Source organism: Rhodococcus sp. UNC363MFTsu5.1, from assembly GCF_000686785.1.
Lineage (GTDB): Bacteria > Actinomycetota > Actinomycetes > Mycobacteriales > Mycobacteriaceae > Rhodococcus_G > Rhodococcus_G maanshanensis.
Window position 1 is genome coordinate 82,748 of sequence record NZ_JMLO01000021.1, and the last position, 13,674, is coordinate 96,421.

The following is a 13,674-nucleotide window of genomic DNA, read 5'->3' on the forward strand; positions in this document are numbered from 1 at the left end:
CTCCGTCGAAGTCGGCCAGTACCACGCGCATTCCGAGCCCGGCGGCCCGTCGGGCGATCGCCGCGCCGATGCCGGAGGCCGCCCCCGTGACGACCGCGGTGGTGCCCGCCAGGTCCCGCAAGTCGAATGCAGTCATGAGCGCACCGTAGGGGAGTGGGGGCGCGGTAGGACAGCACCTGTTCCCTGTCAGCGGGAGTCGGCCACGGGGACGGGCTTGCGCTGGCGGTAGCGTCGGTGGGCGAAGGAGAGAGACTTGACGCAGCCGCACACACCCTGGCGCCAGCACGCCCTGATCCAGGCGGTGTTCTTCCTGATGGGCGCAGAGCTGTTCCTGGCGTCCCCGCTGCTGCCGACCATCTCCGACGACTTCGGCACCAGCATCGCCGCCACGGCCTGGGTGGTCACGGTGTTCGGCCTGTCCTATGCGATAGCCAGCCCCCTGGTCGGGGCGCTCACCGAACACCTGCCGCGTCGACGGGTGATCCTGTCCGGGATCGCGGTTTTCGCGACCGGTGAGTTGCTCTGCGCGCTGGCACCCGGACTCGGCTGGTTGCTCGCCGCTCGCGCGATCGGCGGTATCGGCGGTGCCCTGGTGGGTCCGGCGATGTGGGCCTACCTGGCGGAGACCGCGGCGCCGCACGAACGTGGTCGCGCGATCGCCAGGGGGTCGGCCGCCTACGCGGGCGGTCAGATCGTCGGGGTTCCCCTGGCGACGTTTGCCGCGGCCGGGTCGAGCTGGCGGTTGGCCTTTGCGGCGGTCGCGCTCGGACTGGTGGCGGCGGGCACGCTCATCGGGTTGCGGCTGCGCGAATCGGTGCGGGCATCCGCATCGCGCGGTCGGCCGCTGTCCGCGCTGAGGTCCTCGTTCGGGCTGTGGAAGGTCGGGGTGTTCCGGACCATCATGGCTGGCAACTTCTTTGTGCAGGCCGCTCGCCTCGGCACCTACGCATACGCGGGAGCGCTGTTCGCCACGAAGTTCGGTTTCGAGACCGGGGTGCTCGGGCTGGTGGGCATGGTGGTCGGGATCGGTTCGCTGATCGGCTCGATGGTTGCCGGGCCGCTGATCGATCGGTGGAGCTCTGCGGGCAGGCACGTCTCGGAGCTGAGCGTCGGGTGGGGCCTGGTGCTCGCGGTGGCGCTGGGGGTCGCGGCGACCGCGGACACCTGGCAGGTGTGCCTCGCCGGGTTCGTGCTCGCGTTCTTCTGCGGCACTGCGTTCTTCAGCACCGCGCAGGTCTACCTGACCACCGTGATGGCGGAACGTCGCGCGCCCGCGGTGTCCTGGAACAACTCGGTGCTCTACATCGGCACGGGCGCGGGCACCACCGCGCTCGGCCTCACGACGCTCGGCGGCACCGCCTTCGCGGTGTGCTCGGTGGCGTTCGCGTTGCTGGCCGCCGGGTTCAGCGCGCTGCTGGCGCTGCGTCGGCCCGAGTCGGCCGCCTAAGAATCAGCGTGAGCCGAACCCTGGTCGGACCGTCGGCGAGTCGGCAGAGTGTCCTATCGATGCGGGTGTGGCTGAGTGGTTAGGTACCGGCCTGCAAAGCCGTTCACACGGGTTCGATTCCCGTCATCCGCTCGAAGTCGGGGCCGGTCTGCAGGGGCCGGCCCCGACCCGTGTTCGCAGCTGTCGGACGCGTGCGGGTCCCGATGTCGTCGAGCGGCGCGACAGAAGAGACCATCTGGAACGTTTCTGCCGGATAGCATCGATCGTCGTGACCGTTAGCGCCGTAGACGAACGACCACAGTCCAGCCGACCGGACCCGGCACAGGCGGCCCGCGTGGGGGCCGGCCGTATTCGCCTCGTTGCCGTGGTGTCCTCTGTCCTCGGGATCCTGGCCGCGCTGTCGGTGCCGTTCCTGCCGGTGCAGCAGGAGAGCGCGAGCCTGTCCTGGCCCCAGGCGGACTCGATCGCCGGAGTCGAGGCGCCGCTGGTGTCGTACGCGCCCCTCGAATTCGAGGCGACGATTCCAGCCGCCGCGGCGGCGCAGCTGTCCGCTTCCGGTGGGGTCGTGGTCTCGACCGCCCCGGTCGGCGCGGCGGACGCGGCCCGATACGGCGTTGTCGCCCGGGTCAGCCCGGGTGCGGACGGCGGGCCCGCGCAGTTCGAGATCGTCCAGCGTGACCACACCCTGCTTGCGATCCCGGTCGACGAGCTCGCCGGGCGGTCGGTCACTGTCAGCTCGAACGCGGAGCGGACCGTCACCACGCTCGCGGGCGGCGACCCGACCACCCTCGCGGGCGACTTCCGGCCGCAGCTGGTGGGCGTGTTCAGCGACCTCGAGGGCGCCGTGCCCGCTGGTCTGGCGGTGCACGCGGATCTCGATACCCGGTTCACGTCGACGCCGTCCGCGATCAAGCTCGTCGCGATGATCGTCGCGGTGCTCGCGACCGCCGTCGCCCTGGTCGGGCTGCACCGCATCGACGGCCTCGACGGACGACGTTCCCGGCGGTTCCTGCCCGCGCGCTGGTGGAAGTTCACCCCGATCGACGCGGTGGTGACCGGAACGCTGCTGCTGTGGCACTTCATCGGCGCCACCACCTCGGACGACGGCTACCAGTTCACCATGGCCAGGTCGTCGCTCGAGTCGGGCTACATGGCCAACTACTTCCGCTGGTTCGGTGTGCCCGAGGCGCCGTTCGGCACCCCGTACTACGACCTGCTCGCGCTGATGACGAAGGTGTCCACCGCCAGCCCGTGGATGCGGCTCCCCGCGCTGATCGCGGGCATCGTGTGCTGGCTGGTGATCAGCCGCGAGGTGGCCCCGCGCCTCGGCGCCGCGGTCCGCAGGAACCGGGTCGCGATGTGGACCGGCGGGCTGGTGTTCCTCGCGTTCTGGCTGCCGTACAACAACGGCCTGCGCCCCGAGCCGATCGTCGCCGCCGGTGTGCTGCTGACGTGGTGCTCGGTCGAGCGCGCCATCGCGACCCGACGCCTGCTGCCCGCCGCCGTCGCCGTGCTGATCGGCGCGCTCACGGTGACCGTCGGGCCCTCCGGCATCATCTGCTTCGGCGCGTTGATCGCGGGCGCCAGGCCGGTGCTGGCGATCGTCGCCGCGCGCGCCAAGACCGTCGGCTATCTCGCCGTGCTCGGACCGATCGCCGCCGCGGGTCTGGTCATCCTGGTCGCGGTGTTCGCAGACCAGACCCTCGCCGCCGTGATCGAGATGCAGCACGTGCACACGATTCCCCCGACGAATGCCTGGTTCGAGGAGTACAAGCGCTACGAGTGGCTGTTCATCATCAACGCCGACGGGTCCCTGGCCCGACGGTTCGGGGTGTTCGTGATGGTCCTCTCGATCGTCGCCAGCCTGCTGGTGATGCTGCGTCGCGGGGGCCGGATCCCAGGGACCGCGGCTGGGCCGTCGCGCCGGATCATCGGCATCACGATCGCGGCGATGGTGCTGATGATGTTCACGCCCACCAAGTGGACGCATCACTTCGGGATCTACGCAGGCCTGGCCGGGTCGCTGGCCGTGCTGACCGCAGTCGCGGTTGGCCCGACCGTGCTCCGGTCGCGCCGCAACAGGGCCTTGTTCGCTGCCGCCGTGCTGTTCGTGCTCGCGCTCGCGTTCACCAGCAGCAACAGTTGGTGGTACGTGTCGGCTTGGGGTATCCCCTGGTGGGACAAGCCGGTGACGATCGCCGGGCTCGGCGCGGGCACGATCCTGCTCGGGCTCACCGTGGTGATGCTGCTGGTCGCCGCGTGGTGTTTCCTCCGGGAACCTCACGAAGACAGGGCCGCTCGGCCGGGCCGACTGTGGTCGATTCCCCCGCTGACGGTCGCGGCCGGGGCCATGGTCTTGGTCTTCGTGCTCTCGATGACCAAGGGGGCGATCGCTCAGTACCCCTCGTTCTCGCTGGCGAAGTCGAATTTTGGCGCCCTCGCCGGCCACTCCTGCGGCCTTGCCGAGGACGTGCTCGTCGAGACCGATCCGAATGCCTCTGTCCTGCAACCGCTCACGGCCGCGCCGGCGAACGCGCTCGGCGTGCAGAGCGCCGGATTCACCCCGAACGGGGTGGCGGGTGACCTGACTTCCGACGAGAATGCCGCCTCCGAGGGCATGGCCAAGTCACTCGACAACGAGGACGCCAAGTCCAGCAACGCGGCGGGCACCGCCGGCGGCCAGGGCGCCTCCGGCATCAACGGCAGCAGCGTCGCCCTGCCGTTCGGTCTCGATCCCGGGGCCACTCCCGTCCTCGGCACCTTCGGGACGAGCGGACCCGCGTCGTTGACCTCGGACTGGTATGTCCTGCCCGCCGAGGGTGACCTGGTCTCGATGTCCGTCGCGGGCCGCGTCTACTCGGTCGACAGCGACGGCATCGCCACTCCAGGAGCCCGCGTCGAACTCGAGTACGGCGTCCGCGGTGGGGACGGAACCGTCCGGAAACTGGGCAGTGCCCTGCCCATCGACATCGGACCCGCACCCTCGTGGCGGAACCTCCGGGTGCCGCTCGACCAGGTTCCCGCGGAATCGAACGCCGTCCGGATCGTCGTCGACGACAGCGACACCGACCCCGACCAGTGGGTCGCCGTGACACCGCCGAGGGTCCCGAGGACGACCACCCTCAACGATCTGGTCGGCTCGTCCACACCGACCATGATCGACTGGGAAGTGGCGCTGCAGTTCCCGTGCCAGCAGCCGTTCAATCATCGACTCGGCGTCGCCGAGATCCCGGAATACCGGATCCTCCCGGACCGCCCCGGCGCGGTGATGACGAGCCTGTGGCAGGACCACTTCGGTGGCGGCCCCCTCGGTTGGATCGACATGACGGCCACCGGCAGGACGCTGCCGACCTACCTCGACGGGGACTGGGACCGGGACTGGGGCAGCCTCGAGCAGTACGCACGCATCGACCCGAACGCCGAACCGGCACAGCTGGATGCCGAGACCGTGCGGCGCTCGGGTACATGGGATCCCGGCCCGATCAACATCGCGTGGTGAGCCGGCCCGGTGCCGGACAGGCACCGGTGGGGGATTCCGCCGGCGTCCCCCTGGGTCAGCCGGCAGTCGGCGGCTGATCCACGGTCTGCGCGAGGTAGAGCTGCTCGCCGAGCTTGTCGATCAGCTCGAGCTGGGTCTCGAGGTAGTCGACGTGGTCCTCCTCCTCGGCGAGGATCTTCTCGAAGAGACCGGCGCTGGTGTGATCGCCCTTCTCGCGGCACATCGTGATGCCGGGGCGGAGGCGCTGCACCACCTCGACCTCGATGGCCAGATCGGATTCGAACTGCTCCCGGATGGTCTGTCCGATGCGAAGCGGCAGCAGCCGCTGGTAGTTCGGCAGGGCCTCGAGCATGAGAATCCGGTCGGTGAGCAACTCCGCGTGCTGCATCTCCTCGAAGGATTCCTCCCGCGTCTTTTCCGCGAGCTTGGTCAGACCCCAATTGGCCTGCATCTTTGAGTGCAGAAAGTACTGATTGATCGCTGTGAGTTCACTGGTCAACTGCTCATTGAGAAGAGCAATGACCTCGTCGTCGCCGCGCATGACACCTCCGGTGGGGGTGGGCTGGACACTAGAGTCAGCCTAACCCTCACCGAGTGAATTCACTCGGTGTAGTTGTGCGCGAATCGCGACTAGGCGCTGATCGGCTCTGCCTCACATTCGACGACGGTGGCGTAGTGCTGTTCGATCATCGACTTGATCCGGTCGCGGCACATGCCGCAGCCGCGCCCGCGCCCCGCGCCGCAGCCCAGCGCGACGTGCTTGGCGGTGCGCGCCCCCGCAGAGATGCATTGCTGCACGTGTTCTTCGGTGGCTGCTTCGCAAACGCAGACGTACATGTCGAGATCCTCCAGCCCGGCTTCCTCAGCGAAGGCTACACTAAGAATCAGCCAATGAAAAGGGTAGGCTAACCCAACTTTTTGATCTTGATCGTGGGTCGATCGCGGCCCGCGCGCGCACCCACGGGTGTACGTTGCTGAGGCAATCCTCATCGGGGATTCCCCGATGGTCACAGCGGCCGAAGGGCACCGTCATGGCAGCAGGATGGAAGACGATCGCGGGCGCGGCGTTTCTGGCATCGACCCTGGTGGGCGCGACCGCCTGCTCCAACGACTCGGACACCGGAACCCCGGCGAACACGCCCGAGGCGATCACCGTGTACAACGCCCAGCACGAATCGCTGACCCAGGAATGGGTCGACGAGTTCACCGCCGAGTCCGGGATCGAGGTGAACCTGCGGAACGGCGGCGACACCGAGCTCGGCAATCAGATCGTCGCCGAGGGCGGAGCCTCCCCGGCCGACGTGTTCCTCACCGAGAACTCGCCGGCGATGACGCTCGTCGAGAACGCGGGGTTGTTCACCGACGTCGATCCCGACACCCTCGCGCAGGTGCCCCAGCAGTATCGGCCGTCCACCGGGAAGTGGACGGGGATCGCGGCGCGTTCGACGGTCTTCGTCTACAACAAGGACAAGCTGCCGCAGGACCAGCTGCCGAAGTCGCTGCTCGACCTGCAGGACCCGAGCTGGAAGGGGCGCTGGGCCGCCTCGCCGTCGGGTGCCGACTTTCAGGCGATCGTCAGCGCACTGCTCGAACTCAAGGGGGAGGACGTGACCCGGGCATGGCTGGCGGGCATGAAGGAGAACGCCGTCCCCTACAAGGGCAACAGCGCCGTGATGAAGGCCGTCAACGCGGGTGAGGTGCCCGGCGGGGTCATCTACCACTACTACTGGTTCGGCGACCAGGCCAAGACGGGCGAGAACAGCTCCAACACCGCGCTGCACTACTTCAAGAACGAGGACCCGGGTGCGTTCGTCAGTGTTTCCGGCGGCGGCGTGCTCGAGTCGAGCAACAAGGCCGTTGCCGCGCAGCAGTTCCTGAGGTTCCTGACCGGCAAGTCCGGTCAGGAGATCCTGCAGACGGGCGACTCGTTCGAGTATGCGATCGGCAGCGGCGTGCCGTCGAATCCGGCGCTGGTGCCGCTCGCGGATCTGCAGGCGCCGACCGTCGATCCGTCGAAACTCAACAGCCAGAAGGTCACCCAGTTCATGACCGAGGCCGGCCTTCTCTAGTGAGATGATCGCGCCAACGCTCACGCGCCCCCGATCCGGGCGGTCGGAGCGACGGCGGGTGCCGCCTGCCGTCGGGGCGGTGGTCGCGGCGCTGGTGGCGATCACGCTCATCCCGCTCGGGTATGTGGTCGCCACCACGATCGCCACCGGCTGGGCGACGGCATCCGCGTTGATCTTCCGCCCCCGGGTCGGGGAGCTGTTGCGCAACACCGTCGCGCTCGTGGTCATCACCGTGCCCGTCTGCATGACCCTCGGGGTCGGCGCCGCATGGATCGCCCTGCGCACCACGGTGATCGGGCACCGGTACTGGGCGCCGATCCTTGCCGCGCCGCTGGCGGTGCCCGCCTTCGTCAACAGCTACGCGTGGGTGAGCGCGATCCCGTCGCTGCACGGACTGTGGTCCGGGGTGCAGGTCGCGACGCTGTCCTACTTCCCGCTGGTCGCGCTGCCCGTCGCCGCGACGCTGCGGCGGCTCGACCCGGGCATCGAGGAGTCGGCGAGCGCGCTCGGGGCCGGTCCGTATCGGGTGTTCTTCCGGATCGTCGTGCCGCAGCTGCGGCTGCCGGTCCTCGGCGGGGGACTGCTGATCGGGCTGCACCTGCTCGCGGAGTACGGGGCGTTCGCGCTGCTCCGGTTCGACACCTTCACCACGGCGATCTTCGAGCAGTACCAGTCCACCTTCAATGGTGCGGCTGGCAGCATGCTCGCGAGCGTGCTGGTGCTGTGCTGCCTCGTCCTGCTCGTCGCCGAGGCCGCGGCCAGGGGTTCGGCCCGGTACGCGCGGGTTGGCTCGGGCGCGCCACGTCAGCCGGACCGGATTCGGTTGCGGTGGAGCGCGGTTCCCGCCGCGCTCGGGCTGGTGGCGCTGACCGTCGCGGCCCTCGGCGTCCCGCTGTGGACCATCGCGCGCTGGTTGCGGATCGGCGGCACGGGCGTCTGGCGGACGGGCACGCTGTGGCCCGCACTCACGCAGACCCTCGTCTTCGGGCTGCTCGGCGCCGCGGTGACCACCGCGCTGGCGTTCCCCGTCGCCTGGATCGCGGTGCGGCGCCCCGGGGTGTTCAGCAGGATCGTGGAGGGCTGCAACTATGTGACGAGTTCGCTGCCGGGGATCGTCACCGCGCTGGCGCTGATCACCGTCACCATCCGCTACGCGAACCCGCTCTACCAGACGGTCGTCGTGGTGATCACCGCCTACGTGCTGATGTTCCTGCCACGGGCCCTTGTGTCGCTGCGCTCGGGCCTGGCGCAGGTCCCGGTCGGGCTCGAGGAGGCGTCGGCAGCGCTCGGGCGGTCCCAGGCGAGCACCTTCGTGCGGGTGACGCTGCGCCTGACCGCGCCCGCGGCCGCGGCGGGTGCCGCGCTGGTGTTCATGGCGATCGTGACGGAACTGACCGCCACGCTGCTGCTCGCGCCGAGCGGGACGAGGACGCTCTCGACCCGATTCTGGTCGCTGACCAGCGAACTCGACTACGCCGCCGCCGCGCCCTTCGCGCTGACGATGATCCTGCTGGCGTTGCCCATGACCTACCTGCTGCTGCGACAGTCCCAGAAGGCGGCCGGGCTGTGAGCGAGGTGGAGATCGAATCCGTGTCGAAGTCCTACGGCCCGACCGCGGTCCTGGACGGGGTGAGCCTGCGTGTCGAGCGCGGCACCACCACCGCGGTGGTCGGCTCGTCGGGCTGCGGGAAGACCACCCTGCTGCGGGTCGTCGCGGGGTTCGACAGCCCCGATGCCGGGACGGTGTCCATTGCAGGGGTCCTCGTCGCGCGACCCGGCCGGGTGGTGCCCGCGCACCGACGGCGGGTCGGTTACGTGGCCCAGGACGGCGCGCTGTTCCCGCATCTCACCGTCGCGGGGAACATCGGGTTCGGCCTGCGCGGCGCGGTCGTGCGGGGCCGGGGCGGATCCGGCAGGCGGGTCGCACAGTTGCTCGAGATGGTCTCGCTCGACGAGTCCTACGCGCGGCGGCGACCGCACGAGCTGTCCGGCGGGCAGCAGCAGCGGGTGGCGCTGGCCCGCGCGCTCGCCCGCGAGCCCGAGGTGATGCTGCTCGACGAGCCGTTCAGCGCCCTTGACGCGGGCCTGCGTGCCTCGACCAGGAAGTCGGTGGCGCAGACGCTCGGCGCGGCGGGGGTGACGACGATCCTGGTGACCCACGACCAGGAGGAGGCCCTCTCCTTCGCGGGGCAGGTCGCGGTGATGCGGGCGGGCCGGTTCACCCAGGTCGGCGCGCCGGAGCAGCTGTACCACCGTCCGGTGGACATCTTCACCGCCGAGTTCCTCGGCGAGTGCGTCCTGCTGCCCGCGGTCGTGGCCGGCGGCGTCGCGGAGTGTGCCCTCGGTCGTATCCCGGTGCGGGCGAGCGCGTTCGAGGGGCCAGGACGGATGATGCTGCGCCCGGAACAGATCGTGGCCTCGGACCCGGGGGCGGCGCCCGACGGGCGCAAGAAGGGGACGGTGACGGCGACCGAGTTCCTCGGCTCGCAGGCGCTGCTCGACATCACCCTCAACTCCTCGCCGACGCACATCAGGGTCCGGCAGGCAGGCACCCGCACCCCGGCGGTCGGGTCGCTGGTGGCCATCGAGGTGCTGGGTGAGGCCGAGGTGTTCCCGATGGAGGGCCACACCGGTTAGGGCGCCGCGGTATTCGGCTCCGCCGCGGCCAGCGCGCGGACGATCTGCTCGGCGTCGAGGCCCGCGGCCGGCAGCAGGTGATAGAAGGCCCGCTCGCACAGGTCGATCACCTCGACGCGCGCCATGGTGGGCTCGTCCAGCCAGGACAGGACGATCTCCTCCATAAAGGCCTGCCAGCCCTGCACGGCGGCGTCGACGGCGGGGGTGGTCGGCAGGCCGAGTTCGGTCAGCGCGTGCACGATCCAGTCGGTGAAGGTGCGACGCATCCCGCGATAGATCCGGCGCATGCCCTCGTCGCCGCTGCCCGCCAACCGCATCACGGCCAGGTAGCTCGTCGGGTGCGCGACCACCGCGTCGAAGAAGGTCTCGACACCCCCGCGCAGCTGGGCGGACGTCGGCAGCGTCGGGTCGGGCGTCATCCGCTGCTGCAGGGTCTCCGCGCTGGCCTGGAGCACCGCATTCCGGAAGCCCTGCTTGTTCTTGAAGTAGTGGAACAGCAGCGGCGGCGACACCCCGGCCTCCGCGGCCACCCGGTCCATCGACAGGTCGTCGAAGGACTCGGATTCGAGCATCCGCACCGCGACTTCGAGGATCTGGGCGCGCCGATCGGCGGGGGAGCGAGGGGCAGCGGCCATGCCCCGCACTCTATTGAGAAATCCTCAACCGGTCCATTGACTTCAACTCAACGAGATATGTAACCTCGGGTAACACTTACTTGAGGTGAGGAGCGCGACAATGCCCGAGTTCGACATCGTGGTCAACGGCGGCCTGTGGTTCGACGGCACGGGGGCGGCCGGTCAGCGGCGCAATCTCGGGATCCGGGACGGCGTCGTCGCGGCGGTCTCCTCCGCCGCGCTGCCGGTCGGGCCGGACACCGAGGTCATCGATGCGGCAGGCAAGTGGGTGCTCCCGGGTTTCGTCGACGTGCACACCCACTACGACGCGGAGGCGCTGGTCAGCCCCGGGCTGCCCGAGTCGGTCCGGCACGGCGTCACCACCGTGGTGCTGGGCAACTGCTCGCTCTCGACCGTCTACTCCACCCCGCGCGAGTGCGCGGATCTGTTCAGCCGGGTCGAGGCCGTGCCGCGCGAGTCGGTGCTGCGGATCCTGGAGGAGAACAAGACCTGGCGCGGGCCGGCGGAGTACGTCGACGCGCTCGACGCGCTGCCCCTCGGCCCCAACGTGGCCGGCTTCATCGGCCACTCGGACATCCGCACCCACGTGCTCGGCCTCGGCCGCGGCACGGACAAGAAGACCAGGCCCACCGCCGCCGAGCTCGACCGCATGGGCTCGATGCTCACCGAGGCCATCGACACCGGGTTCCTCGGCCTGTCCTCGATGACCAACGCCCTCGACAAGATCGACGGCGACGAATACCGTTCGCGCTCACTGCCGTCGACGTACGCGCGCTGGCGCGAGTTCCGCTTCCTCAACCGGATCCTGCGCGACCGCGGCAAGATCCTGCAGAGCGCGCCGACGATCAACCTGCACCCCAACGTGGCCGCGTTCTTCGTCGAGAGCTCCGCGATCGGTCGGAAGAAGCCGCTCAAGACGTCGCTGCTCTCCGGCGCCGACTCCAAGGCCTACCCCGCGATCGTGTACTTCATGCTGACCGCGGCGCCGCTGCTGAACCGCTTCGCCAAGACGAACTTCCGCTGGCAGCACCTGCCGGTGCCGTTCACCGTGTACGCGGACGGCATCGACCTGGTGGTGTTCGAGGAATTCGGCGCGGGCGCCGCCGCGCTGCACCTGAAGAACGAGGTGGAACGCAACGCGCTGCTGCAGGACGAGGAGTACCGCCGCTGGTTCCGCAGGGACTACGACAACAAGTTCTCGCCGCGCATCTGGCACCGCAATTTCTACGACGCGGTCATCGTCGGGTGCCCCGACGAGACCCTGATCGGCAAGACCTTCGGCCGGGTGGGCGACGAGAGGGGGGTCCACCCGGTCGATGCGTACCTGGACCTGGTGGTGGAGTACGGCACGTCGCTGCGGTGGCGGACCACGGTCGCGAACCACCGGCCGAAGTTCGCCGACAGGCTGGCCGCCAGCCCTGGCGTGCAGATGGGGTTCGGCGACGCGGGCGCGCACCTGCGCAACATGGCCTTCTACAACTATCCGATCCGACTCCTCAAGCGCGTCAACGACGCCCAGTCCGCGCGCAAGCCCTTTCTCTCCATCGAGCGGGCGATCCACCGCCTCACCGGCGAGCTCGCCGACTGGTACGGCATCGATGCGGGCCACCTGCGCGAGGGCGACCGCGCCGACCTCGTGGTGGTCGATCCGGCGGGCCTGGACGCCTCGGTCGACGGGCTGTTCGAGGAAGCGGTGCCAGAGTACGGCGGCCTGCGCCGGATGGTGAACCGCAGCGACGCCGCGGCGGTGGCCACCGTCATCAACGGCCGGCTCGTCTACCGGGACGGCGAATTCGCCCCGGGCTTCGGCATCGAGAAGACCGGACAGTTCCTGCCCGCCGGCGCCAAGGCCCGTGGTGTGGGCAGGCAGGTCCGCGTAGGGTCGCGCGCATGAGCGATCGGATCACCACGTTCATCCGCGACGGCCTGACGTTCGACGTCCGCGACACCGGTCCGATCGACGGCGCCCCTGTCGTGCTGCTGCACGGCTTCCCGCAGGACTCGCGGTCCTGGGATCGGTTGGCGCCCTTGCTGCACCGGCGCGGTTTCCGGACCCTGGCGCCCGACCTGAGGGGAGCCTCGCCGCGTGCAAGGCCGCGATCTCGATGGGCCTATCGCAGCTCCCAGCTGAGCGCGGACGTGGTGGCGCTGATCGAGCAGGCCGGGCTCGGGCCTGTGCATCTGGTCGGGCACGACTGGGGTGCGGGTGCGGCGTGGACTGTCGCGGTGGACCGGCCCGACCTGATCCGCACCCTGACGACACTGTCGGTGCCGCACCCGGCCGCGTTCGTCCGGGCGGTGCTCACCAGCAGTCAGGTGCTCAAGTCCTGGTACATGCTCGCCTTCCAGATCCCGGTGCTGCCGGAATCGCTGCTGGCAGGCGACACCCTGCGCAAGCAACTGCTCGCCACCGGGATGTCACCAGCCGACGTGGCCCGTGACGCCGGCCCGATGCGCGAGCGCGCCAGGGCCCGCGGCGGGCTGAACTGGTACCGCGGGATGGCCTTCACGACGCCGGGTCGGGCGTCGGCCAAGGTACGCGTGCCCACCCTGCACGTGTGGAGCGACGGCGACACCGCGATCGGGCGGGTCGGCCCAGCACTGACGTCGCGATACGTCGACGCCCCGTACCGGTTCGAGGTCCTCGAGGGCGTCAGTCACTGGATCCCCGACGAGGCGCCCGAGCGGTTGGACGCGCTGCTCGGTGAACACCTGACGGCGCACTCGCGGTAGTCCTGCGGGCCCCCCGGTGCGCCGTTGTGCCCACAAATCGTGGGTTGCTGCGGGCATCCAGACCTGTGGGAGGGGTGTTTGAGACGGACTGTGCGCGAGGCCCCGAGGGGCCTCGCGCACAGTCGTGTTGCGGCCGCGTCGTGGTGCCGCGATTCGTGAGCCGGGGGGCAGGCCACGAGGCGCGGCGCCGGCGAGCACGGCGCCACCCGGGTTCGGTTGCGAGGGGGCGCTGCCGAGTGGTCCGGGTGCGTTCGGGGTGGATCAGCCGATGCTGAAGGGCTGGCCCCACAGGGTGATGGTGCTGCTGACGTTCTTGGTGTTGGCGGTGACCTTCACGTAGGAGCGGGCCTGCGCGTAGCCGGCGCAGCCCTCGACGCCGATGGTGGAGTCGGCCCACGTGACGCTGCCGCTCTTGCCCTTGAAGCTGTTGGCACCGGAGTGCGACTCGCCACCGAAGTCGTCGGCCTTCTCGAGGTCGAGGAGCTTGACGTTCTTGGCCTGGCCGGGAGCGATGGACAGGTTGCCCGCGCTCTTGGCGGTCTGCTTGACACCCTCGCCCTCCCAGTTGGAGGACATCCCGGTGTCGGCGCCACCCTTGCCGCCGAGGGTCAGCTGGCAGGCCACCACGTAGCCGGGCTCGATCTTGCCGCCGTC

At 69.7% G+C, this 13,674-nt stretch carries 11 protein-coding genes and 1 tRNA gene; 8 read left to right on the forward strand and 4 right to left on the reverse strand.

Features of this window, described 5'->3' with window-relative positions; genetic code table 11:
- Positions 1-253 precede the first annotated feature (253 nt).
- The 3 genes from BR31_RS29045 to BR31_RS0117230 all read left to right on the forward strand — a co-directional run bounded on the left by BR31_RS29045 (position 254) and on the right by BR31_RS0117230 (position 4,946).
- On the forward strand, positions 254-1,447 hold the full coding sequence (locus BR31_RS29045) for an MFS transporter (RefSeq protein WP_037177026.1): 1,194 nt from the start codon (positions 254-256) through the stop codon (positions 1,445-1,447).
- 61 nt (positions 1,448-1,508) lie between these two features.
- A tRNA-Cys gene (locus BR31_RS0117225) sits at positions 1,509-1,579 on the forward strand.
- Positions 1,580-1,715: 136 nt separating this feature from the next.
- On the forward strand, positions 1,716-4,946 hold the full coding sequence (locus BR31_RS0117230; protein WP_037177028.1) for an arabinosyltransferase domain-containing protein: 3,231 nt from the start codon (positions 1,716-1,718) through the stop codon (positions 4,944-4,946).
- 55 nt (positions 4,947-5,001) lie between these two features.
- On the opposite strand, the gene bfr is transcribed toward BR31_RS0117230, so the two are convergent.
- Complete coding sequence (gene bfr, locus BR31_RS0117235) at positions 5,002-5,487, reverse strand: bacterioferritin (RefSeq protein WP_027502063.1); 486 nt, start codon at positions 5,485-5,487, stop codon at positions 5,002-5,004.
- An 89-nt stretch (positions 5,488-5,576) separates the two neighbouring features.
- The gene (locus BR31_RS0117240; RefSeq protein WP_027502064.1) at positions 5,577-5,783 is read right to left on the reverse strand and encodes a (2Fe-2S)-binding protein; all 207 of its coding nucleotides are present in this window, start codon (positions 5,781-5,783) and stop codon (positions 5,577-5,579) included.
- A 194-nt stretch (positions 5,784-5,977) separates the two neighbouring features.
- Between BR31_RS0117240 and BR31_RS0117245 the strand changes: the two genes are divergently transcribed.
- Genes BR31_RS0117245 through BR31_RS0117255 form a run of 3 tightly spaced genes read left to right on the forward strand, consistent with a single transcriptional unit; the run spans position 5,978 to position 9,652 of the window.
- A complete protein-coding gene (locus BR31_RS0117245) occupies positions 5,978-7,015 on the forward strand; it encodes an iron ABC transporter substrate-binding protein (protein ID WP_027502065.1) in 1,038 nt (345 codons plus the stop codon).
- Positions 7,016-7,019: 4 nt separating this feature from the next.
- Positions 7,020-8,585 carry an ABC transporter permease gene (locus BR31_RS0117250; protein ID WP_027502066.1) on the forward strand — a complete coding sequence of 522 codons (1,566 nt, stop codon included), beginning with the start codon at positions 7,020-7,022 and terminating at the stop codon, positions 8,583-8,585.
- Positions 8,582-9,652, forward strand: coding sequence for an ABC transporter ATP-binding protein (locus tag BR31_RS0117255; RefSeq protein WP_027502067.1), 1,071 nt, complete (start codon positions 8,582-8,584; stop codon positions 9,650-9,652). Before BR31_RS0117250 ends, BR31_RS0117255 begins: the two co-directional genes overlap by 4 nt.
- Here BR31_RS0117255 and BR31_RS0117260 read toward each other — a convergent pair.
- Positions 9,649-10,287, reverse strand: coding sequence for a TetR/AcrR family transcriptional regulator (locus BR31_RS0117260; RefSeq protein ID WP_027502068.1), 639 nt, complete (start codon positions 10,285-10,287; stop codon positions 9,649-9,651). The genes BR31_RS0117255 and BR31_RS0117260 overlap by 4 nt on opposite strands.
- A 100-nt stretch (positions 10,288-10,387) precedes the next feature.
- Between BR31_RS0117260 and BR31_RS0117265 the strand changes: the two genes are divergently transcribed.
- Together BR31_RS0117265 and BR31_RS0117270 are read left to right on the forward strand one after the other, a co-directional pair.
- Positions 10,388-12,181, forward strand: a complete 1,794-nt coding sequence (locus BR31_RS0117265; RefSeq protein ID WP_027502069.1) for an N-acyl-D-amino-acid deacylase family protein — start codon at positions 10,388-10,390, stop codon at positions 12,179-12,181.
- On the forward strand, positions 12,178-13,020 hold the full coding sequence (locus tag BR31_RS0117270; RefSeq protein WP_027502070.1) for an alpha/beta fold hydrolase: 843 nt from the start codon (positions 12,178-12,180) through the stop codon (positions 13,018-13,020). Before BR31_RS0117265 ends, BR31_RS0117270 begins: the two co-directional genes overlap by 4 nt.
- 261 nt (positions 13,021-13,281) lie before the next feature.
- Here BR31_RS0117270 and BR31_RS0117275 read toward each other — a convergent pair.
- Positions 13,282-13,674, reverse strand: a 393-nt coding sequence (locus BR31_RS0117275) for an MspA family porin (RefSeq protein WP_027502071.1), incomplete at its 5' end; no start/stop codon positions are given.

Excerpts from the sequence above, each read along its gene's own strand:
- bfr (WP_027502063.1), bottom strand. The coding sequence starts at position 5,487 with ATGCGCGGCGACGACGAGGTCATTGCTCTTCTCAATGAGCAGTTGACC.
- BR31_RS0117240 (WP_027502064.1), bottom strand. The coding sequence starts at position 5,783 with ATGTACGTCTGCGTTTGCGAAGCAGCCACCGAAGAACACGTGCAGCAA.
- BR31_RS0117245 (WP_027502065.1), top strand. The coding sequence starts at position 5,978 with ATGGCAGCAGGATGGAAGACGATCGCGGGCGCGGCGTTTCTGGCATCG.
- BR31_RS0117250 (WP_027502066.1), top strand. The coding sequence starts at position 7,020 with ATGATCGCGCCAACGCTCACGCGCCCCCGATCCGGGCGGTCGGAGCGA.
- BR31_RS0117260 (WP_027502068.1), bottom strand. The coding sequence starts at position 10,287 with ATGGCCGCTGCCCCTCGCTCCCCCGCCGATCGGCGCGCCCAGATCCTC.
- BR31_RS0117265 (WP_027502069.1), top strand. The coding sequence starts at position 10,388 with ATGCCCGAGTTCGACATCGTGGTCAACGGCGGCCTGTGGTTCGACGGC.
- BR31_RS0117270 (WP_027502070.1), top strand. The coding sequence starts at position 12,178 with ATGAGCGATCGGATCACCACGTTCATCCGCGACGGCCTGACGTTCGAC.